The sequence below is a fragment of the Thermococcus sp. 5-4 genome (assembly GCF_002197185.1).
Taxonomy (GTDB): Archaea; Methanobacteriota_B; Thermococci; order Thermococcales; family Thermococcaceae; genus Thermococcus; species Thermococcus radiotolerans.
Genome location: NZ_CP021848.1, coordinates 811,779 through 832,215, shown reverse-complemented (window position 1 = coordinate 832,215; position 20,437 = coordinate 811,779). Strand labels below are relative to the sequence as shown.

The following is a 20,437-nucleotide window of genomic DNA, read 5'->3' as shown; positions in this document are numbered from 1 at the left end:
ACCACTCAGAGGAAGCGCTCCATGAAATCCAGCACGGCCAGGGCCCTGTACGTGTTCTGGAAGTTCGAGATGCCCAGCTCCAGAGAGCGCCTGAAGCCGCCGTTGGGATTCTGCAGCTGGCGTATGAACCAGACGTGCCTCCTCGGACAGCTGGGGGCCTCGCCCTGAAGTTCCAGCCCCCTGGCCGCGTAGAAGGTCGGCTCAAGGTACGGGGGAAGGCTGTAGGGAACCTCGGTGAAGCCGCCCCAGTCGCCGCAGAGCTCGCAGTTCCTAAAGTGAGGACTCCTGGGTGGCCTGTAGCCCAGGGTGCGGAGCGTGTAGAGTGCCTGGTAGGTCATCGTCGTCGTGGGGCCCTTGACGCCGTAACCGTTGCCGTTTCTGAACTTCATAACGAAGGCCCTCATCGCTTCCTTTTCGTCGGTGCTGAACTCATAGCCTATGGCTTTGAACGCCTTAACGACCCAGTAGGTTGCCTCCAGCGGCGTCGCCGTTCCGAACTCCTCGCTCCCGCCTAGGCCGACGGCGAATTTGCCTTCCAGCGGACTGTACTTGGTAAAAACGATGTCAAGGTGCTCCATAGCAACGTCCTCTGCTCCCAATATTGCCAAGCCTTCGAAGGCCATCGCTATCGCCACCACCGCGGTCTGGGGCTGTATTGCTTTCTCCAGGAATTCGATGGTCTTTTCCCTCTCCGGAATCTCGAGCCCGAGGAGGTCGTAAATCTTGACCGCGTAGTACGTATCGTTGACGTTGGTATCGTTGAGGACGCTGACGAAGCAGTAGCCACCGTCCTCGTGGCGTCTCTCCTCTATGTACCTGATGAGCGAATCAGCGTTAATGAATCGTCCAATTTCATAAAGCTTCGAGCCCATTCTACCGCCTCCTTAAGGTTTTGACGGAGAACAGGCGTCATCAGCCCTCGACGGGCGGTTCGGCTCGAAGCCCGGGCGGACGCCATCGCCCGAAAGACCATCTGAAAGGCGTTTAAAAACGTTTGTGGTGCAATTACCTAATAACCTAAAAATTTAATAAGCATAAAACGGCCTTTCATTTGTGATGAAATCATGGAATTCATAGCCTTCACATACGTCGGGAACTTCGTGAAGGAGGAAGTCATAAGGGAGGTCGTGTTCAACGTATTTGACGAGGCCAATCATTTCTTCGAGGAGAGCGACATCCCCCTGCGGTTTCTGTACATCGGGAAGCTCAAGCTTGAGCCTGGGTACCTGATAAGCCTGAACACCCCCGAAGGCAAGGTCAGGGTTTATCCCCTCGAGGCTCTGGTCGACGTCCTCCACGCCAAGCTTCTCAACGAGATAGAGGAGCGGCCAGACATCAAGATGAACAAGATATTCGCCCTGACGACCTTCCCGCTAGTCTCTCGCAATCCCTACTTCGATTTCTTCGAAAAGTTTCTTGGGATACACGAAACGCGGATCGGCCTCAGGATTATGGTGCTCTCGATGAGGCCATTTGAACCCCCCGAACTCTCAGAACTCCTGAAGAAGCCCGGGGAGAATGGAGATAGAGAGCTTCTGAGGTCCAAGCTTGAGCTCTTCAAGAACCGCCTCCTCAAGGGGGTTCTCCATGAGGTCGGCCACAGCTTTGGCCTCGACCACTGCACCAACAACTGCGTCATGAACTCGCCATCGAGCATGGAGGAATGGGACTCCAGGATGCTCGGCTACTGTGATTCCTGCTTCATCAGCCTCAAGAGGGCCGTTGAATGGTCCGACCTCAACCTCAGGGATTGAGCGATGAGGCAAACGTTTTAGGGGTTTAAACGTACAGCATCGTGATGTGGCGCAGGAGATTTTACAGGTACGGACCCGAGGGCGCGAGGGAGGCCTTACCCCGCTACTTCTCGATCCTCGATGGGGAGGCCGAGCCTGTATTTTTCAATGCGAGAAAGGTTGCGGTGAGCTTTAGTGAGGATGCCCCTCTCGACGAGCTCTGGAACGAGCACGCCGATGGCATGGGCAGGCTGAGGGACAACGACCTCACCGAGGCCCCGGGGAAGAGCCTTCTCGACCTCAAGGCGCTCATCGCCAACAGGATTCTGGAATCGTGCACCCTCTGCGAGATAAAGTGCCGCGTTGACAGGAGGAAGAGCATCGGTTACTGCCGCGTTCGAGAGAGTCTCGTTGCGAGCGACTTCCTCCACTACGGGGAGGAACCTGAGCTGGTGCCGTCCTACACCGTCTTCTTCTCCGGCTGCAACTTCCGGTGCGTTTTCTGCCAGAACTGGGACATCAGCCAGTATCGCGTTGGGGTGGAGCACGTTCCCGAGTTCATGGCACTGAAAATTAGGGAGGCGTTCAAACGGGGCGCCAGGAACGTTAACTTCGTCGGCGGCGAGCCGACGCCCAACCTGCCATTCATTCTGGAAACCCTGAGGCACGTGACCGTTCCGGTTCCCGTCGTCTGGAACTCCAACATGTACATGAGCGAGGAGGCCATGAGGCTTCTCGATGGCGTGGTTGACGTTTATCTCGCCGATTTTAAGTGGGGAAACGACGTCTGCGCCAGGAAGTACTCGAGGGTTCCGAGGTACTGGGAGGTTGTGACGAGGAATTTCCTCCTCGCTAGGAAGCACCTTGGGGCGGAGTTCCTCATACGGCATCTGGTCGTTCCGGGACACCTCGAATGCTGCACGGGACCTGTGCTCAAATGGATATCCAATAACCTCGGGCGTGACGTGCGCCTCAACGTGATGTTTCAGTACCGGTCGGAATACAGGGCGGATGAGCATCCTGAGATCAACAGAGGGCTTAACGAGGATGAAATGCAGAAAGCCGCCGAGATGGTTGAGAAGTTCGGCTTCAGAAACGCCCTAGTGGGCTAACCCCCTGCCCTAGCGAGTCTGAGGGTCTCCATGAAGCGCTCCACTTCTTCCTCGGTTCCCTCAACAGTCACGTTCCATCGGGGCATACCGTGGAATGGCTCTGCGTCTTTTACCGTGATGGAAACCCCCGCTCCGGATTTTTTGAGTATCTCCTCCAGCTCGTGAGGTGGTATCGCGGTCGTTATCTGCAGTCTCATGGTGGTCATGCTCGACGCGGAGGGTTTTATCGTTTCCGGAACCGTAAAGTTTATAAAGAATCTCACATATGTAATATTACAATTGCACATGGAGAGGTGAAGTGACATGAAGAAGTTGCTGGCTGGATTTATGGCTTTGGCCGTCTTCGGCCTCGTGTTTGGGGCCGTTGCGGCCTATCAGGGCACTCCGGGACCGAACCCGGAAGTTGAGAGAAGCACGGCTATGGCCTACGCCAAGGGCATGGGACACGGAAACAGCCACATGATGGCCGGAGAGGGGACTCCCTACATGGGCCTCGGTGTGAAGTCGGCCAACCTAACCGAGGTGAGCGTTGACCCTGCCGAGGTAACCGACTATCTTGCCCAGGTCTCGGTTGAGGAGTTCACGAACAACCGCGGCATAACCGTCCAGAAACTCGTCTACGATGGCGATCACGTCGGGAAGGTCGTTGGCGATTACGACCTCACCCAGCTGAGCGTTTACGCCGCCTACGAAACCTCCAACGGCGTTAAGGTTTTCCTAGCCTACGACGGGGACATAGTGGGCTTCGTTTTCATGAGGTGAGCCCACTGCCTCCTTCACTTTTTTGATTTTTAGACCAGAAAGTCCTGTTCTACGAACCGTTCACCAGCTTTCTCGCTTCCTCGAGAACCTTCGCCGCGTGGCCCTTTGCCCGGACGTTGAGTTTCTTCCAGACGATTTCGCCGTTCGGGTCGAATATGAACGTGCTCCTTATCACTCCCTCGTACGCTTTCCCGTAGCGCTTCTTCTTACCCCAGGCTCCGAGGGCCTTTATCAGCTTCACCTCTGGGTCGCTGAGTAGCCTGACTTTCAGCCCGTGCTTCTCCTTGAATTTCATGTGGCTCTTCACGGAGTCCTTTGAGACGCCTACAACCTGAAAGCCGAGCCGTTCAAATTCGGAGAGAAGCTCTGTGAACTCCTTTGCCTCGGTGGTGCAGCCTGGTGTGTTGTCCTTGGGGTAGACGTAGAGAACGGTCCATTTGCCACCCAGAACTTCGCGGAGTGAAACTTTCTTCCCCTCTTCATCAAAAACCATGACTTCCAGTGGGTTCATTCCATCACCCTCCCCAATTAGGGTATCCGAATTCATAAACGTTTTGCGTGGGATAAGATTATTTAGGAATGGATTGAATTGTTCCATTAGGTGGGAACATGAAGCTTCCGTCTCACAAAACTAAGATAGTTGCCACGATAGGCCCCGCCTCGATGAACAGGAAGACCATCGAGGCCATGATTAGGGCCGGGTTGAGCGTCGCGAGGATAAACTTCGCCCACGGTGACCTTGAGCAGCATGCTAAGACTATCGAGACCGTGAGGGAAGCCTCTGAGAGGCTCAACCGTCCGGTGGCGATCCTCGGAGACCTCCCTGGGGTCAAAATCCGAGTTGGGGAGATACTCAACGGTTCAGTAACGCTGAGACGATGGCAGACGGTGGTTCTGACGACGAGGGACGTCGTTGGAACCGAGGGCGAGATACCCGTGGAGTTCAAGGAGTTTCCAAAAATGGTGTCCAAGGGGGACGTCATATACCTGAGCGACGGATTCATAGCGTTGCGCGTTGAGGACGTTCGCGGTCCGGACGTCATCTGCAAGGTTCTCGTGGGAGGGACCCTCTTCTCCTACAAGGGCATCAACGTGCCGAAGGCGAGGATGGCGATAGATGCCGTGACCGACAGGGATCTGGAGTTCATCGAATTCGCGATTGAACATGGCATTGACGCCGTAGGTATAAGCTTCGTCGGCTCGGCCTACGATGTTCTCAAGGTCCGGAGGTTCGTGGAGGAGCGGAAGGGGAGTCTCTTCATAATCGCGAAGATAGAAAGGCCGGACGCCGTGAAGAACTTCGACGACATACTCTGCGCCGCCGATGGAATAATGATAGCCAGGGGCGACCTCGGTGTTGAAATGCCCATCGAGAAGCTCCCCGTCCTTCAGAAGAAGCTCATACACAAGGCCAACGTTGCCGGGAAACCCGTGATAACCGCCACGCAGATGCTGGAGAGCATGACCGAAGAGAAGTTGCCCACCAGGGCGGAGGTCACGGACGTGGCGAATGCTATCTTAGACGGCACCGACGCGGTTATGCTCTCTGAAGAAACGGCCGTTGGGAAGTATCCCGTCGATGCGGTTAGAATGATGGCGAGGATAGCCAAGACGATAGAGGCGTACAGGGACTCCCAGTGGTCTGCGCGTATCATCGAATGGAAGATGACCCGCTGGAGCGAGAAGGGCCCGAAGAAGGGCACGATAAAGGACACGATAGCCAGGAGCATCATAGAGGCGCTTAACTCGATGGACATCAAGTACATACTCACCCCAACGAGAACTGGAGAGACGGCAAGGCTCATATCGCGCTTCAAGCCGAAGCAGTGGGTTCTAGCATTCGCCACCGACGAGCACGTTGCCAGGAGTCTGATGTTCTCGTACGGTGTCTACCCCTTCGTCGTCACCGAGACCAGCGAGGAGGAGATACTGCGTCTCATACGGGGGCTGGGACTGGTCAAAGAGAACGACCCGGTTCTCCTGACCAAGGGGACGCCGATAGGAAAGACGGTCGGCACGAACACCATCCGGATATTCACGGTTTGATGTTTTTTTATCCCCTTTAATGCCGTCCGGGGTTCTGAAGCGGCGGGAGGGGCGACGCCTTTGCCCCTGCCATCACTGTCTGTATGGGTTCTCCGTCACTGACGAATCTTTCAATGAATCCACCAAGGTTTTCCTCTGGAACCAGCAGCCTGATTCTGAGGTAGTTCCCCCACTCGTTGTAAATAACCTGAATCTCTGACATCGCATAACCCAGGATTTCCCGGAGAGTATCGCTGTGCTCGGCATTCAGCTTGCCGTAGACGTTTATCTCAAATACGTGCGCCCCCTTGGTGTCTCTCCCGAGGTACCAGAGGATCTCCCCCAAAACAATCCCAACCTTCCTCATCCTGACCACCGGGATGCCCTCTTGATGGCTATTTAATCCCATATGTTTCAATATTCTGGAAATCTTGTTTCACAGTCCCGTATCTCGGGGGTGTCGCTTAACAGAAATAGTTATGAAATCTCCAATTTATAAGATTTTCCTACAGTTATTTGGAGAAACTGCATCGCCGCCCTTGGGACTGTGAATCTTATAAACATCGATTCCTACTCACAGGCATGAGGACGTTCATAGTCAAGGCCAACAAGGCACACACCGCCCCGGATTTCAAGCTCAAGGACCTCCCGGGCACAAGCGGCAGAATAGACCTTCTGTGCAGGTTCCTAAACTCCGCTTTTCTCCTGTCCCACGGCTTCAGAAAAAACGTCAGGGTATGGCTGAGCCTCTACGGCCCGCCAAACCCGCCGAAGGCGATAAGGTTCGAGGGCCAGGAGATGAGGCCCAGGACTCTCAACCCCGATGAGCTCAGCACCGCCAAGCTTATAATCCGCGCCCTTAAGGCCGCCGAAGGCTTGAAGGGACCGAGCAAAGAGATCGAAGTTCTGCCGGGCATCTACGTGAGCAACATGACCTTTGAGGATATCGTTAGGAGAGCCCTCAAGGGCTCCACCCTCTACTACCTCCACGAGGAGGGGAGACCGATAACCGACGTGAGTTTCCCCCAGAACGTGGCCTTCGTTCTCGGCGACCATGAAGGGTTAAGAAAAGAAGACGAGGCCTTTCTAGCAGGAATAGCGCAAAAAATAAGCGTTGGGAGGAAGAGCTACCTTGCATCCCACGTGGTCGCCTACGTGAACATATTCCTTGACTCTCTCACTCCTCCGCCCTGAGCTTCAGCGAGGTGTGCTCCTGCTTGAGCTCCTCCAGCTTCTCCAGTATCTTTTCGCTGGTCTCCCTGAGCTGCAGTGCCAGCTCCTCGAGCTCCTTTATCTGCTCCTCGAGGGCCTTCTCGCGCTCCTCGATTTCCTCCATGGCCATCGCGAGCTTTTCTTCCTCGCTCTTTCTGTAAACCTCGATGTTCAGTTCCTCGTAGTCCCATTTGATGGTTCCATCTTCAATCCTGAACGGTACTGTTATCCTGACGACGTCGCTCTTCTCAACGCCGAGCTCTTGGAGCTTCTCGAAGATTTTCTGGTTCAGCTCTCCCGCCGCCCTGACGACCTCTCTTGGATCGACTTTCTTCCGCGTCAGTGCGAAGAGAACGCGTCTCACCTTGTAGGCGTAGCCAGAGGCACGAACGAATCCCGTACTCAGCCTCATGGCCACCACCGTAAGTGTTTTATCCTTTGGGAAATAAATAACTAACGGTGAGAAAAATGAACATCCTCATATTCGGCCCTCCGGGAAGCGGCAAGTCCACCCACTCAAGGACCATAACCGAGCGCTACGGCCTGACGTACGTCTCCTCCGGCGATATGATACGTGCCGAGATAGAGCGCGGAAGCTCCCTCGGCAGGGAGCTGCAGAAGTACCTTGCGCGCGGGGAGCTTATACCGGACACCGTCGTAAACACGCTGATAATCTCTCGGCTGAGGCGCGACAGGAGGAACTTTATCATAGATGGATATCCAAGAACCGCGGAGCAGGTTCTGGCCCTGGAGAACTACCTCTACGACCACGGCATGAGCATAGACGTCGCCATAGAGATATCCATATCCAAGGAGGAAAGCGTCGAGAGAATATCCGGAAGGAGGATATGCTCGAAGTGCGGTGCCGTATATCACCTGAGGTACAGGCCCCCAAAAATTCCCGGAAAATGCGACATCTGCGGTGGAAAACTGGTGCAGAGGGAGGACGACCGGCCGGAGATAGTTGGAAGGCGCTACGACCTCTACGTGCGGAACATGGAGCCGATCATCAAGTTCTACAAAAAGCAGGGCGTGTACGTTAGAATAGACGGGCACGGTGGAATAAACGAGGTCTGGGAGAGGATAAGACCCCTCCTGGACTACATCAGGAACCGGGAGTCTCCTTCCCCAGGAGGCTCATCAGCTCCCTGACCTCATCGCTTTCTGCCAGCTCTTCAGCTTCCTTCTCGATCTCGACCTTTCTCTTTAGGATCGACGCGAGGGTTTTATCCTCCGGGTCGAGTATCTTGACCTCAACGGGGATGACCCTCTTTGTCAGGGTTTTGAGGTAGGTCCTCGTCTTGTGCCTCAGCTTCTTTTCCAGCCCCCTCTTCTCCTCGGGGGGAACGGGGTGTTCCATCTTGAGGACTATCGTGAGGATGTGGGGCTCCTCAATGGGCACCGTCACCGCGAGGGCCGAGAACCGCACGTTCCACTCACGCAGGGTTATCATGAGGCCCTTTCCGAGGCGTTCTAGAACGTCCCTCATCTCATCCGGGCCGTTGACTACGAGCTTGGCCGCCCTCTCCGGGTGTTCCTCCTTGGGGTGTTCGTCCACTACCTTGAAGCCAGATATCGCGAACCTGACCCCGTAGACCTTCCCGAAGGTTTCCGTGGCGTCGGAGGCAAGTTTCTCAAGGAGGCCGTAGACGAAGGGATCCACCTCCATGGAGAGGAACCTCTGGAGCCCCCGGACCTTCAGGAAGAATATGAGGTTCAGAATCCTATCCTCCGGCTGGACGAAGACGGTGAGCTCCTCCAGCGATGCCCCAAAGGCCTCAACTGCCTCCCTAATCCTTCCCGCGAACAGTTTGTCAATGATTGGGTAGTATTCCGGTGGATTGACGGTCAGCAATTCCAACACTCCGTTACTAAATACGACGAAATCACTTTAAGGGTTTTCCATACAGAGATACTTGGTGGTTCCATGCGGATTAAATTCTACGCCACGTTTAGAGAGCTGGTCGGGAGGAAGGAGGTGGAGGTTCACGGTGTAAAAACCGTGCGCGAGCTCATTGAGTATCTCTCGGAACACTACAGCCCTGAGATTAAAAAACAGCTCATTGAAACGGAGCGCGTTAACGAGGACAAGCCCGTTGATGGAATGATACTCGTCAACGGTCACAACGTTCTTCACCTGAACGGGCTCGACACCGAACTTAAAGAAGATGACGAGGTTCACATATTTCCGCCGGCGGGGGGAGGATGATGGCGGTTGCCGAGCTGTGCCTGTTCCCACTGGGGACGGAAACGCCGAGCGTGGGAAAGTACCTGGAGCCCGTGCTGGAGGTCATCAGGGCGAGCGGTCTCAAGTACAAGCTCTGCCCGATGGGTACTGTCGTTGAAGGCTCGGTGGAGGAAATCCTTGACCTTGTGAAGGCCTGCCATGAGGCCATCTTCAAGGCGGGGGCCGAGAGGGTCGTCATAAGCCTGAGGATAGACGACAGGATTGATAAGCCCCTGACGATAGAGGGCAAGATGAGGGTGTGAGATGGCAGAGTACTTCGACAGGATAGCGGACAGGTACGACGAATGGTACCGGACGAAGACGGGCAGCTACGTTGACAGAATCGAGAAATGGCTCGTTTTCTCAATGCTGCGGTCAAAGTCCGGAAAGGCGCTCGATCTCGGCTGTGGGACGGGCAACTACACCCTTGAGCTGAAGAAGAGGGGCTTCGACGTGGTTGGGCTGGACGCCAGCGAGGGCATGCTAGAGGTGGCGCGGAAGAAAGGTCTGGAATGTATAAAAGGAGACGCCTACAGCCTGCCGTTTCCAGAGGGGAGCTTTGATTTGGTTTTGAGCGTCACGATGTTCGAGTTCCTCCATGAGCCTGAGAAAGTAGTGGCCGAGATAAACCGCGTCCTGAAGCCCGGCGGCGAGGTTCTCATAGCCACGATGAACGGACGGAGCGCGTGGTTCCTCTTCAAAAGGCTGAAGAGCCTGTTCGTGGAGACCGCTTACAGATACGCCCGCTTTTACACTCCTGCCGAGCTTGAGGGCCTGCTCAGGGACGCGGGATTCGCTGAGGTGGAGAGCGCTGGGGTGATATACTTCCCGTCGTTCTGGCCCTTCCTCGGCCTGGCCGAGGGGGTTGACAGGAAGTTTCACAGACGTTGCAAGGGCTTGGCCGCCTTCATAGCTGTCCGGGGAGTGAAGCCTTGAGACGGATAAGGCTGATAACCCGTGAGGAGGCATGGAAACGGGCCGAGAGGATAAAACGGGAATACGAGGCTATGCACAGCATTGAATTCGAACTTGAGTCGGCGTTTATCCCCCTGGATGACGTCGTACCGACCCAGGCGGCACTGAGCGAGGTCAAGCTCCTGGTGGTTCTCCAGGAGATAAAGCACGGCTACGACGCGCCGATCATAGTCATACCTCACGGGGACAAGTACTACCTCTTAGATGGCCATCATAGGGCCTTTGCCCTGAAGAAGTTGGGATTTGAGAGCGTTGAGGCGATTATAATCCGACCCAGGGGCAGCTTTGTGCCGGGCGTTATCAAAACGACGGAAAAAGAGGGGCTAAAACGGCTCGAAGATGTGAAAATAGTGAGGGATTAACCCTCCCACACCACGTACTCCTTCTTCGTGATGAAGATTGGCTCCACCCTCTTCCTGACCACGACGACTTTGTCCTCACCGTACTTCTGGTAGAGCTTCTGGATGTAGCCCTCAAAGACGCCGTCGGGCATTGATGCCTGGGCAGGTATCTCATTGTCCCCCGCGGTGACGCTTATTCCGCTCTTGACCGGCACGTAGGTTATGATGTCCTGATGGGGTTCGAGGTAGAACTTCTCCTGGTAGATGTCCTTGCCGTTGGGTGCGACGTAGTAGACGATGCTCGCCCTGAGGTACAGGTCAACCGTGCGCTCCTCCCTGAACGCGGCGGTGAGTTTAAGCTCTCCGCTCTGTCCTTCACCGAGAACGTAGCTCGGGTTGACCTCCTTTCCATTGACGTAAACCGGCCCGTCGAGGACTCCGACCGGACCGTCCTGAACCAGAACGAAGCGGTACTTGGTAGCGTTGGGTATCGTCAGGTTTACTTCGAGCGGGGTTTCATTGAGGTGGTCCATGTTGATGTTCTCTGCCAATACCTCCCTCTTCACGAGCACGCTGCCGTTGTAGGCCTCGAAGATAAGAGTGGCGTCCTTGACGTCCCTTCCGAAGGCAGATATCCAGAGCCGCAGCTTCTGATCCCCGAGCGGGAGCTTTCCACCACCGAGCGTGCTGTAGAAGGCCTTCCACGTACCGTTCTCGAATTTGTCGATCCTATAAACCGCGAAGGGCCTGAACTCGTAGGTCGAAACGCCACCGTCCCTGTGAACGGGCTTGAAGTTGGCGAAGAGCATCTGGGCGTCCCACGGTTCGAAGGAGAAGGGTATCTGGAACGCCAGCCTCACGAAGTTGCTGAAGGCTATCTTCTGGTACGCCAGAAGTCCGTAGCCCTGGAAGACGTAGAGGACGTAGGGTATGTCCCCCCTTCCCTGTATGACCCTTCCCTTGGTGAGGTCTATGGTGAAAACCGGCTGGTAGGAGTACTTTCCAGTGTTGATGTACACCACGGTCTTTCCGCTCTCGTTGACGTACTGTATGTACTGAATTGGAATAACTTGGAACATCGGATTCTTCCTGTATTCGCCGTAGGTTATCGCACCGCCGAGGTAGCTTATGGCGTTGAACTTGTAGATGTCCTGCTGCCAGACGATGAGGTAGTTCAGCTCCCAGGCTTCGAAATCTTGCTCGCTCTCGTTTCCGTAGTGGGAGAAGAAGTCTGCAACGATGTAACGCCTGTCGTAGGCGTGACCACCGTCCGTGGCGGAGCGTCTGTAGCTGAGTAGGCTGGACTCAATCCAGTAGCCGTAGTCCCACCAGCTCGTGGCGCTGTCGAGGGGGTTGCTGTTCTCCTTGAGCCAGGTGAGGGAGTTGACCCAGTCTGCCGGAACTGAGCCCTGGCTCTTCGCGGTGTTGGTGGCTATGCTGTTCATGTACTGGGCTCCGATGACGGGTAACGGCAGGAATAGGAGCATCAGAAGAACGGCGTAGAGTGCCTTGGTGGTCATGCTCTCCTTCATCTCTTCGACGAAGAGGAAGATCTCCCCTATGGCAACGCCGGCCAGCAGGAGTATGGCTCCCGAGGCCTGGAACACGAAACGAACCGCCAGGAGAAGCAGATAGAGAGAGCCGATGTAGTAAGTGACGAGGAATACCTCCTTGTGGCCGGTCAGGTCGTTCTTGGCGAGTTTCCTAACGAACCTCGCGGCGACTATGATGAACCCCACGGCGGAGAGGATGAATATTATTGCGTCCTTGGTTTTGACACTGTAGTATGCCTTTATGGTGTTCCAGTCCGTCTTTGCGAGCTCTGCAACCGTCTGGTAGAGGGGGTTTGACTGTGTGGCGCTTCCAAGGAACTTGAGGAGATCCTTACCAAAGTAACCGTAGACCGCCAGTATTCCAAGAACCGCGATAACCGCGACGGTGCCGAACCTGTGCTTCTTGTCCGAATAGTTTAGTCCTGCCCGTTCTCCGTAGAGCATTATTGCAACTAAGACGCTGAGGGCTACGAATGCCTCAATGGCGAAGATCAGGAACCACTTTATGCCAATGAATCCTGTATAGGACAAGCCCAGTCCAAGTAGTAGGGAAACGCCGTAGAGTGGGAAAAAGTCCTTGACGAATCCTTTTAGGGCATCAATCTTTCCGAAGATGAAGAACACAACCGAGGTAACGCCCGCAAAGAGCAGTAGTATTCCAATACCGAAAGTGCTTCCGGTCCACGCGGCCATGTACAGGACGCTCATCAGAAGGAACAGGCTCCCTGAGAGGATTTTCCTCCAGTTCCACTCCTTCTCGTCGAGGTACACCATGAGAAGGAACACAGCGTAGAGGAAGAACATCATGAACGGTCCTTCACCACGGTTGTTGCCGGAGTAGGTCTTGCTGAAGTTGGCGTAGGAGAACATCATGAACGCTGCCGTCCAGAGGCCGGCCCAGTTGGAGTGGAGCTTCCTTCCGAGGAGATACGCCGCTATGATGGTCATCGCTCCGACGAATGGCGGCCAGAGCTTGAACGCTCCCAGCGTATCGTAGCCGAAGACCGAGACGATTTTATAGAATACCGCTTGGATTGTGTAGAGGCCCAAATAGCCACCCGCCTTTATTCCCGTTGGAGGATCCGCGTAGGCGAAGTACTTGGGAATCCATTCGTGAATGGCTATCCTGTACATCTCGTAGTGGAAGAAGGTGTCCGGGTCAAGGAAGGTCTTGTAGTTGGAAGTGATGTTCCTTATCCTGAAGCCAACGTAGGCCAGTATGAGGACTATCAGGGGGATTCCATAGGCCTTGAACTTCTGATAGTACTCAGGGAGGGAGGTTTTCTCTCTCTTCTTCTTTCGTTTTTCCTTAACTTTCGTTTTTACCATCCAAACCACCTCATTCAACGGTGACTGACTTGGCCAGATTCCTCGGCTTGTCGGGGTCGTTACCCCTCAAGACCGCCAGGTGATACGCGAGTATCTGAAGGGGAACAACGTAAACTATTGGAGTGAGGAGTTCGTCCATCCGGGGCATCTCAAGGAAAACGTCCGAGACTCTCATCAGCTCGGCCCGATCCCCAACGCTTATTATGTATGCCCCCCTCGCTTTGGACTCCTCGATGTTTGAGACGACCTTGTCGAAGGTCCTTCCGCTCGGGGCTATGGCCACCACGGGAACGCCGTCCTCGAGGAGTGCCAGAGGCCCATGTTTCAGTTCGCCGGCGCTCAGACCTTCCGCGTGGATGTAACTTATCTCCTTGAGCTTGAGTGCCCCCTCAAGGGCCGTTGGAACGCTTATGCCCCTGCCGATGTAGAAGAAGTCCCTCTTGTTTTTAAGCCCCTCGGCCAGCTCTCTCAGCGATGTCTCATGCTTAAGAACGCTCTCCACGAGTTCAGGAACGGCTTTGAGTCCCATCTCCAGTTCCTCAAGGTATCCCTGATCGGCGGTTCCAAGAACCCTCGCCAGTTCGAGGGCGAGCATCGTGAGAACCGTCAGCTGGGTCGTGTAGGTTTTGGTGGCGGCGACGCCTATCTCGGGCCCGGCGTGGGTGTAGAGTGTGAAGTCGGCTATTCTGGTCGCCATGCTCCCCACAACGTTGACTATCGCGAGAACCTTCGCTCCCTTCCTCTTGGCCAGCTTCATGGCTGCGAGGGTATCGGCGGTTTCCCCGCTCTGTGTTATCGCTATGACGAGGGTGTTTTCATCTATAACATCCTCAAGCTCGTAGCGGAACTCGCTCGCGTCCTCAACTATGGGAACCTTCCTAGCGAGCCTCTGGAAGAGGTACTTGCCGACCAGGCCCGCGTGGTATGAGGTTCCCATCGCCACGATGAATATCCTGTCGTACTTGGCTATCTCTTCCGCCACCGAGTGAATTATCTCTGCATTTCCATGGAGGGCGTCCCTTATGGCCTTTGGCTGTTCGTGTATCTCTTTGAGCATGAAGTGGGGATAGCCAGCCTTTTCTGCCATCTCGAGGCTCCACTCTATCTTGTGGACGGACTTTTCAATCCTCTCCCCTGTGTCGAGGTTCTTGACGGTCCACGAATCCTTTGTGAGGACGGCGTATTCCCTGTCGTCTAGAAACACGACACGGTTCGTGTACTCAAGGAAGGCCGGGACGTCGCTGGCGGCGAAGTTCTCCCCCTCCCCGATTCCAAGGACGAGGGGACTCTCGTTTCTCACGAAGTACAGCCTGTCCGGTTCTTCGGTGTATATTATGCCGAGCGCGAGTGAGCCTTTAAGCCTGAGGAGTGCCCTTCTCATTGCCTCCTCAAAGCTCCCCCCTGATTTGAGTTCCTCCTCGATGAGATGGGCTATAACCTCGGTGTCAGTATCGCTATCGAAGCGATGACCCCGTTTGAGGAGCTCCTCACGGAGCTCACGGTAGTTCTCGATTATACCGTTGTGGACAAGGGCAATCTTGCCGGTGCAGTCGGTCTGAGGGTGGGCGTTGATATCGTTCGGAATCCCGTGGGTGGCCCAGCGGGTGTGTCCGATTCCCCTCTTGCCGGGCATTTCGAGAAAGCCGAGCTTCTCAGCGAGTTCGTCAATCCTTCCGGCACCCTTCTTTATGTAAAGCCTCCCACCCTCCTCCGTGACTATTCCGGCCGAATCATACCCGCGATATTCGAGCCTCTTCAGGCCTTTAACTATAACCTCGCAGGCCTGCCTGTCTCCGATGTAGCCGATTATACCGCACATTACCTTCCACCCGCCTCGCTTACTCTTTCCCTAAATAAATGCCGGAAGTTAAAAGCGTTTCTCAACGGTGGTTTTCTGGTGGGTTCATATGGCCTTTGGTTCAACCCTCGATGGGAGGAAAAGCCTTTATACCCTGCGGTCTATCCAATCTGGGTGTGCCGATGAACAGGAAGCTCGACGAGTTCCTTGAGGCGGTCTCACCGAAGACCACAGCGGACACGGAGGACGGCGGAGGGAGGAGAAAGAAGAAACGCCTGAAATCAACCAGTCTGGAGTCTTTTCTCCCTGAGGAGCACGTGAATTACTTCAAGCGGCTCCGCATAGGGTCAAAGAAGATAAGGAACGCCAAAATAGAAGAGCTATAGCCCCTCAGCTATTATCGCCTTCTTTCCGAACTGGAAGACGAAGGCTCTTCTATCGCCCTTCAGGTTTGCCTCTATCCTTCTTCTGACCTTCCAGTACTCTCCCTCCGGCACGCTTATCCTGAGGGTTGCCCTTCCAAAGCCCTCCTTCCTGAGAAAGTCGTTTATCCTGACCGGATGGAAAGGTAGGACGCCCACCACGGCGTACGTCCTCTTGAGGTATGGGCTCTTGATTTCCTCCTCTCCGGTTGCTAAAACGCGCCTTTTCTCGCGGAGGAGCATCTTGATATCTGCGTTTAAGGCATGGAACAGCTCGTTTATTAAATCGGCATAGTCAACGCTCTGGGGGATCTCGTAGAGGTACTGGCCGGGCTTTTCTGCCCACTCGACTACCTTCTCCAGATGGGGGTCACTCTCAAGCCTTGCCCCCGCCGGCAGGATGACGGCGCTCCTCTCGACCCTCGCCAAGGGCTCGGTGTAAAAGGTCAGTCTGTTGAGTGCGCCGAAGAGGTCTATGTATTCGAACTCTCCCCTCCAGGGAACCCTCTCGCGCCTCATCTGGGGCGGCAGGTCGAAGATGAACGCGTCCGTTTTAGATTTGTAGGCTTCATACACCTCCAGGGGGCTTGGCAGGAGGTCTTCCAATCTCCTTTCGGGCATCTCCGGTGGTCTCGCCGGATCCGAGAATATTACCTCAGCGTCTATCCTCTCGACAGTATCCCTGCTGAGTGAGTCGGCGTTTATGAACTCGATGTTGTGGACGCCATAGCGTTCGGCGTTCCTCCGTGCGAACTCGACTTTTAGGGGGTCGATGTCAATTCCATAGGCCCTCTCGACCTTCATCGCGTAGAATATCAACTGAATACCGATTCCGCAGGAGACGTCTGCTATGCTCTTGATTCCAAGCTCCCCCAAGCGTTCGGCACGGTATCTGGCCACTACCTCGTGGGTGGCGTAGCGGAGGCCTTCCAGATCCATCCAGAGGTCATTCCTGGAGAACTTGTCCTTTGCCCTTATTCTGGCCCTCGCTATCTCGGCTATGAGCTCCCACTCCTCACCGAGCTTGGCGCGGAGCTTCCTCTCGTCAAGTCCCCTGCGTATCATGTCCACCGCGAGTTGAACCTGCTCCTCAGTTATCATCATGTTCGAACCTTGGGGAGAGGCTTAAAAACGTTGCCGCGCTAATCTACCCGGTGGTAAAATGGACTGGAAGAGGGTCCTCTTCATTGCGATTTCGGCCGTTATACTGATCGGTTCATTCTGGTATCTCTACGATTTCGCCTCCCGGTCCGACCTCAGGGATTACATCGGGGACGAGGTCTGGTACGTTCCCGCGAGTAGGAACGTTCTCCACAGGCTTGGCGTTAATCTTCACTACGTGAACGAAACGACGAACTCGGCTGGAATAAACGTCATCTTCTCAAACACGAGCGTTCGGATAAAATACCAGTACGACGTCGAGAAGATAGCCCTCCGATACAATGCAACCTACGAGATGGAGTACCTCAAGTTTCCGGGCGTTTACTTAGAGATACCCGTGGACAACGTGGAAGACTTTCTCAATGCCCTGTCCGCAGAAATACCGGCGGATGCCTACTACGTAGTCCCCGGCTACAGGTATCCCGACAAGGAGAACATCCAGAACTACCTCAACACCGAGCACCCCTTCTTAGGGAAGGACCTCATAATGCTCGGTATGCTCGCCGAGGACAAGCCAATAGACTGGCGCCTGCCCGGAATAATTGCCTTCGTTCTGATAGGCGTCCTGGTTGTTCTCGCAACGTACAGGATAAGCGGCAGCTACCTCGCGGCGCTTATAGCTCTCATCTTTGCCGTCGCAGACCCAACCCTCGAAGCCACCGCCGTAACTGCCATGCTGGACATCCACGTGGCACTCTTCGTGGCGCTGTTCACGACGCTGCTGGTCTACGAGCGGAGGAAGTCTTCCGCCTTTGCAGTAGGTCTCGCTGCTGCCGCCAAGCTTAGTGGAGCGTTCGGTTACCCCGTGCTCCTCATCAGAGCTTTTAAGGGCGAACGGAAGCTGACGAGTTTTCTGCTTACCATAGCAATCCTTCCTGCACTGGGATTCCTCATCCCCAACCTGGTGGCTATAAGGGCGGTGGGCTTCGAGGATTGGGTGGACGACATACTGGGCAGCTTCCGCTGGCACCTCTCGAACAAGGGCGGCCATCCCGCGGCTTCGCCGGTTTGGGAGTGGTTCATAAACAAGAAGGCCTTTCCCTTCCACTACAACCCCAACATATTTGCCCAGACAGACCCGTTCCTGCTCCTCAGTATGGTTCTGTTCATCCTCGCCCTCCCATGGCTGTACCGGAGAAAGGGGAAGCTTCTGATACCGTACGGTGTGTTCTGGAGCACGGTTGGGTTCTTCATCCTCCAGTACCTCCTCGGGGGAACGACCCAGTTCAGCTTCTACGCGACCGTTCTCGTCCCGCCGGCGGCTATCGTCATGGGAGTTGCGTTGAAGGAGCTCCTGCGCTGGGAGGCCTTCACCGATTCCCTCTGGTTGTACCTCGAGTGGCTGCTCGAGATAAAGGACAGAATAAGACTGAGGCTGGGGAGGTAGCTATCTCAAAAACTCGTCCAGGCTGACCTGACCTTTCTTCTTTGGTTTTTTGGCCTCTATCTCTGCCTTCAGCTTCTCCTCTATCTTCCTCAGCGTCTTCCAGCTCCGCCTGACTATCGGCGGAAACTCGCCGTGCCCCTTGTAATACTCCTCGAGGAACTTCCTTGTCCTAGGGTCGCTGGGATAGCCGCTCCCGATCTCGCCGTACTCCTCCTTCAGCTTTTCTATCGCCCTGTCGCGGGTCACCTTCGCCAGAATTGAGGCCGCGGAGACCGGCACGAATTTATCGTCGGCCTTGTGCTCCGCCACTATCTCGGCCTCGAAGTTCAGCTTTGCCTTTATCTCCTCGCCGAAGCGGGCCTCCTTCACGTCGGCGGCGTCAACGTATATCACGTCGGGCTTCACCTTGAGCGAGTTGAGGGCCTTAACGAAGTTTTCCACCTCGAACTCATTTAAGGTTCCCTCGCGGGAGTCTATCTCCTCTGGCGGGAGCTCCAGAATCACGTAGTCGTCCAGAAGCGCGATTATTTCGTCGAAGAGCTTCTCTCGTCTCTTAGGCGTCAGTTTTTTTGAATCCTTGACTCCCATCTCTTCGAGCCTGGGAACGTTTTTTTCATCCACCACAACGGCCGCTATCGCCATGGGACCTATCACCGGCCCTCTTCCAGCCTCGTCGATTCCAGCGAGCTTTCTGCCCAAGGTTTCACCTCCTGAAGAGAAGGACGCCGTAGATGACTCCGAGCATTATCGTTGCCAGACCGCTCGGTGGTATGTCCGTGAAGTACGCGAGGATTACGGAGGATAGCTGTATCCCCAGGGTCAGGAAGAGGCTGACGCCTATGACCTTCCGGAGGTCGCTCCTCACCATGAGGGCTATCGCTCCCGGAAGGACGGCGACCACCTGGAGCGTTATCAAGCCAACGGTCTGGACTATCAGCGCTCCGATCGCGCCGACGAGGACGTAGAGGATCATCAGGTACGCACGGGCGTTGCCGCCGTAGCTCTCCAGCCCATCGGGGTCGAAGCTCAGGTAGAGGAAGTCGCGGTAGAGAAAGAGCATGACGAAGAAGAGAAGCGCTCCCCCGAACACGAGGACGGTGAGGTCGTTGAGGGTTATCAGAAATATCTCACCGGTGAGGTACGATACTATGCTCTCGCTGAGCGGGAAATAGGGCTTTCCGGCCATGACCTTGTACAGGACGCCGAATCCCAGAACGGTGAGTCCCGCCACAAAGCTTGCCACTATTCCAACGGCGGAATCCGGGGAGAAGCCGAGCTTCTCGAGGTGGGCTATAATGAGTACCACTGCGACCGTAACGACTAGGGCGACGAGCATCACCAGGGAGAGGTTGTCGAGCAGGAGGCCGAATATCATCCCCAGAACCGCACCGAGGAGGAGGGCGTGGAAAATGGCATGAGTCAGGAACGCCAGTCCCTTGGTGTTGATGAGCGGACTGAGCATTCCGAGGAGGACGCTGACCATGACGCTGGCCAGGAGGGCCCGTATTAGGTACTCCGGAATCATCTGCCGCCACCCCCGTGTCCGTGGAGGTGGGTGTCGCCGGTTATGCAGAACAGCTTGCCCTCAACCGGCACGACCCTCGCCAGGGGGCCGTAGACTGACTTGATCACGCTGTCCCTGAGGACCTCATCGGGTTTGCCGAAGGCGATCAGGCGCTTGTTGAGGAGCATCACCTTGTCCCCGACCTCGAGCAGGGGGTTTATGTCGTGGGTGGTTATCACCATGGTTATGCCCCGCTCCCTTTTTATCTTGCCGAGAACAGCCGCCACCTCGGCTCTGGCACTGGGGTCGAGGGCGGACAGTGGCTCGTCCAGGATGAGAATCTCCGGGTCGCTGATGAGCGCCCGGGCGAGCAGAACGCGCTGCTTCTGGCCACCACTGAGCTCGCGGAAGAGCCTGCCGGATAAACCTGCGAGACCAACGAAGTTGAGGACCTCCTCGGCTTTCTCGAGGATTTCGGGGGCTATCTTGAAGTGAACGAAGCCCCTCCTGTAGACGCCGCCCATGGCGACGACCTCGAGGGCGGTTAGCGGGACCCTCTCGTTCAGGTTGTGGCTCTGGGGGACGTAGCCTATAAGCTCCCTAGCCTCGCATGGCGGTCTGTCAAAAACCCTGAGCTCCCCGGAGTACTCCCTGTGGAAGCAGGCTATCGTCTTGATGAGGGTCGTCTTTCCAGCTCCATTAGGGCCGAGCAGGAGTAGAGTCTCACCCGGCTCTACCTCGAACGTGACACCTTCCACCGCTGGTACTCCATCGTAGGTTATGGTGAGGTTCTCGGCGGTTATCGCTGCCATGGGCATCTCCGAACTTCAATTTAAGCGGTGCGTTTTTAAACTTTCATGTGCCCATAGTGGACAGAGATGGGTAGCCACCTGAGT

24 protein-coding genes and 1 riboswitch are annotated in these 20,437 nt (G+C 55.4%); of the genes, 12 read left to right on the top strand and 12 right to left on the bottom strand.

Going from position 1 to position 20,437, the window contains the following annotated elements; genetic code table 11:
* Window positions 1-5: 5 nt before the first annotated feature.
* Entirely contained in the window at window positions 6-872 is an 867-nt protein-coding gene (locus tag CDI07_RS04620; protein ID WP_088180490.1) for a hypothetical protein, read from the bottom strand.
* 24 nt (window positions 873-896) lie between these two features.
* Window positions 897-971, bottom strand: a riboswitch (Fluoride riboswitch).
* Between the two features lie 93 nt (window positions 972-1,064).
* Between CDI07_RS04620 and CDI07_RS04615 the strand changes: the two genes are divergently transcribed.
* Together CDI07_RS04615 and CDI07_RS04610 are read left to right on the top strand one after the other, a co-directional pair.
* On the top strand, window positions 1,065-1,754 hold the full coding sequence (locus tag CDI07_RS04615) for a peptidase M54 (protein ID WP_088180489.1): 690 nt from the start codon (window positions 1,065-1,067) through the stop codon (window positions 1,752-1,754).
* 44 nt (window positions 1,755-1,798) lie between these two features.
* On the top strand, window positions 1,799-2,845 hold the full coding sequence (locus tag CDI07_RS04610; RefSeq protein WP_088180488.1) for a radical SAM protein: 1,047 nt from the start codon (window positions 1,799-1,801) through the stop codon (window positions 2,843-2,845).
* Here CDI07_RS04610 and CDI07_RS04605 read toward each other — a convergent pair.
* Window positions 2,842-3,042 (bottom strand): TIGR04140 family protein, encoded by a 201-nt coding sequence (locus tag CDI07_RS04605; protein ID WP_088180487.1) that lies wholly within the window; start codon window positions 3,040-3,042, stop codon window positions 2,842-2,844. The genes CDI07_RS04610 and CDI07_RS04605 overlap by 4 nt on opposite strands.
* A gap of 106 nt (window positions 3,043-3,148) precedes the next feature.
* On the opposite strand from CDI07_RS04605, the gene CDI07_RS04600 reads away from it, so the two are divergent.
* Window positions 3,149-3,607, top strand: coding sequence for a hypothetical protein (locus tag CDI07_RS04600; protein ID WP_088180486.1), 459 nt, complete (start codon window positions 3,149-3,151; stop codon window positions 3,605-3,607).
* Window positions 3,608-3,656: 49 nt separating this feature from the next.
* Here CDI07_RS04600 and CDI07_RS04595 read toward each other — a convergent pair whose 3' ends face one another.
* A complete protein-coding gene (locus CDI07_RS04595; RefSeq protein WP_088180485.1) occupies window positions 3,657-4,118 on the bottom strand; it encodes a peroxiredoxin in 462 nt (153 codons plus the stop codon).
* Window positions 4,119-4,216: 98 nt separating this feature from the next.
* Between CDI07_RS04595 and pyk the strand changes: the two genes are divergently transcribed.
* Window positions 4,217-5,653, top strand: a complete 1,437-nt coding sequence (gene pyk, locus CDI07_RS04590) for a pyruvate kinase (protein WP_088180484.1) — start codon at window positions 4,217-4,219, stop codon at window positions 5,651-5,653.
* Between the two features lie 16 nt (window positions 5,654-5,669).
* Here the strand turns inward: pyk and CDI07_RS04585 are convergent, their stop codons facing one another.
* A complete protein-coding gene (locus tag CDI07_RS04585; RefSeq protein ID WP_145954975.1) occupies window positions 5,670-6,008 on the bottom strand; it encodes a hypothetical protein in 339 nt (112 codons plus the stop codon).
* A 206-nt stretch (window positions 6,009-6,214) separates the two neighbouring features.
* Between CDI07_RS04585 and trmY the strand changes: the two genes are divergently transcribed.
* Window positions 6,215-6,826: a tRNA (pseudouridine(54)-N(1))-methyltransferase TrmY gene (trmY, locus tag CDI07_RS04580; protein ID WP_088180482.1), complete on the top strand. Its 612-nt coding sequence runs from the start codon at window positions 6,215-6,217 to the stop codon at window positions 6,824-6,826.
* Here the strand turns inward: trmY and CDI07_RS04575 are convergent.
* The gene (locus tag CDI07_RS04575; protein ID WP_088180481.1) at window positions 6,810-7,256 is read right to left on the bottom strand and encodes a single- stranded DNA-binding family protein; all 447 of its coding nucleotides are present in this window, start codon (window positions 7,254-7,256) and stop codon (window positions 6,810-6,812) included. The genes trmY and CDI07_RS04575 overlap by 17 nt on opposite strands.
* Before the next feature lie 56 nt (window positions 7,257-7,312).
* Between CDI07_RS04575 and CDI07_RS04570 the strand changes: the two genes are divergently transcribed.
* Window positions 7,313-7,996, top strand: coding sequence for an adenylate kinase (locus tag CDI07_RS04570; RefSeq protein WP_088180480.1), 684 nt, complete (start codon window positions 7,313-7,315; stop codon window positions 7,994-7,996).
* Here the strand turns inward: CDI07_RS04570 and CDI07_RS04565 are convergent.
* The gene (locus CDI07_RS04565; RefSeq protein WP_168169236.1) at window positions 7,950-8,705 is read right to left on the bottom strand and encodes a hypothetical protein; all 756 of its coding nucleotides are present in this window, start codon (window positions 8,703-8,705) and stop codon (window positions 7,950-7,952) included. The two genes, CDI07_RS04570 and CDI07_RS04565, sit on opposite strands and share 47 nt — an antisense overlap.
* A gap of 66 nt (window positions 8,706-8,771) precedes the next feature.
* Between CDI07_RS04565 and CDI07_RS04560 the strand changes: the two genes are divergently transcribed.
* Genes CDI07_RS04560 through CDI07_RS04545 form a run of 4 tightly spaced genes read left to right on the top strand, consistent with a single transcriptional unit; the run spans window position 8,772 to window position 10,408 of the window.
* Entirely contained in the window at window positions 8,772-9,053 is a 282-nt protein-coding gene (locus CDI07_RS04560; RefSeq protein ID WP_088180478.1) for a ubiquitin-like small modifier protein 1, read from the top strand.
* On the top strand, window positions 9,053-9,334 hold the full coding sequence (locus CDI07_RS04555; RefSeq protein ID WP_088180477.1) for an MTH1187 family thiamine-binding protein: 282 nt from the start codon (window positions 9,053-9,055) through the stop codon (window positions 9,332-9,334). The genes CDI07_RS04560 and CDI07_RS04555 overlap by 1 nt, the downstream gene beginning before the upstream one ends.
* A gap of 1 nt (window position 9,335) precedes the next feature.
* Window positions 9,336-10,007: a class I SAM-dependent methyltransferase gene (locus CDI07_RS04550; RefSeq protein ID WP_088180476.1), complete on the top strand. Its 672-nt coding sequence runs from the start codon at window positions 9,336-9,338 to the stop codon at window positions 10,005-10,007.
* Window positions 10,004-10,408, top strand: a complete 405-nt coding sequence (locus CDI07_RS04545; protein ID WP_226996612.1) for a ParB/RepB/Spo0J family partition protein — start codon at window positions 10,004-10,006, stop codon at window positions 10,406-10,408. Before CDI07_RS04550 ends, CDI07_RS04545 begins: the two co-directional genes overlap by 4 nt.
* On the opposite strand, the gene CDI07_RS04540 is transcribed toward CDI07_RS04545, so the two are convergent.
* Window positions 10,405-13,269, bottom strand: coding sequence for a peptide transporter (locus CDI07_RS04540; RefSeq protein ID WP_088180475.1), 2,865 nt, complete (start codon window positions 13,267-13,269; stop codon window positions 10,405-10,407). The two genes, CDI07_RS04545 and CDI07_RS04540, sit on opposite strands and share 4 nt — an antisense overlap.
* 10 nt (window positions 13,270-13,279) lie before the next feature.
* Window positions 13,280-15,088 carry a glutamine--fructose-6-phosphate transaminase (isomerizing) gene (gene glmS / locus CDI07_RS04535; protein WP_088180474.1) on the bottom strand — a complete coding sequence of 603 codons (1,809 nt, stop codon included), beginning with the start codon at window positions 15,086-15,088 and terminating at the stop codon, window positions 13,280-13,282.
* A gap of 161 nt (window positions 15,089-15,249) precedes the next feature.
* Between glmS and CDI07_RS04530 the strand changes: the two genes are divergently transcribed.
* Window positions 15,250-15,453 carry a PCNA-inhibitor gene (locus CDI07_RS04530; protein ID WP_088180473.1) on the top strand — a complete coding sequence of 68 codons (204 nt, stop codon included), beginning with the start codon at window positions 15,250-15,252 and terminating at the stop codon, window positions 15,451-15,453.
* Here the strand turns inward: CDI07_RS04530 and CDI07_RS04525 are convergent.
* The gene (locus CDI07_RS04525) at window positions 15,448-16,590 is read right to left on the bottom strand and encodes a methyltransferase domain-containing protein (RefSeq protein ID WP_394335166.1); all 1,143 of its coding nucleotides are present in this window, start codon (window positions 16,588-16,590) and stop codon (window positions 15,448-15,450) included. The two genes, CDI07_RS04530 and CDI07_RS04525, sit on opposite strands and share 6 nt — an antisense overlap.
* A gap of 61 nt (window positions 16,591-16,651) precedes the next feature.
* Between CDI07_RS04525 and CDI07_RS04520 the strand changes: the two genes are divergently transcribed.
* A complete protein-coding gene (locus CDI07_RS04520; protein WP_088180471.1) occupies window positions 16,652-18,037 on the top strand; it encodes a dolichyl-phosphate-mannose--protein mannosyltransferase in 1,386 nt (461 codons plus the stop codon).
* Here the strand turns inward: CDI07_RS04520 and rnhB are convergent, their stop codons facing one another.
* From rnhB to CDI07_RS04505, 3 genes are read right to left on the bottom strand one after another with little or no spacing between them, the layout of a single operon-like run.
* Window positions 18,038-18,736 carry a ribonuclease HII gene (gene rnhB, locus CDI07_RS04515; RefSeq protein ID WP_088180470.1) on the bottom strand — a complete coding sequence of 233 codons (699 nt, stop codon included), beginning with the start codon at window positions 18,734-18,736 and terminating at the stop codon, window positions 18,038-18,040. It abuts the gene before it with no gap.
* Between the two features lie 4 nt (window positions 18,737-18,740).
* The gene (locus CDI07_RS04510; protein ID WP_088180469.1) at window positions 18,741-19,562 is read right to left on the bottom strand and encodes a metal ABC transporter permease; all 822 of its coding nucleotides are present in this window, start codon (window positions 19,560-19,562) and stop codon (window positions 18,741-18,743) included.
* Window positions 19,559-20,353 (bottom strand): metal ABC transporter ATP-binding protein, encoded by a 795-nt coding sequence (locus tag CDI07_RS04505; RefSeq protein WP_088180468.1) that lies wholly within the window; start codon window positions 20,351-20,353, stop codon window positions 19,559-19,561. Before CDI07_RS04505 ends, CDI07_RS04510 begins: the two co-directional genes overlap by 4 nt.
* Between the last annotated feature and the right edge of the window lie 84 nt (window positions 20,354-20,437).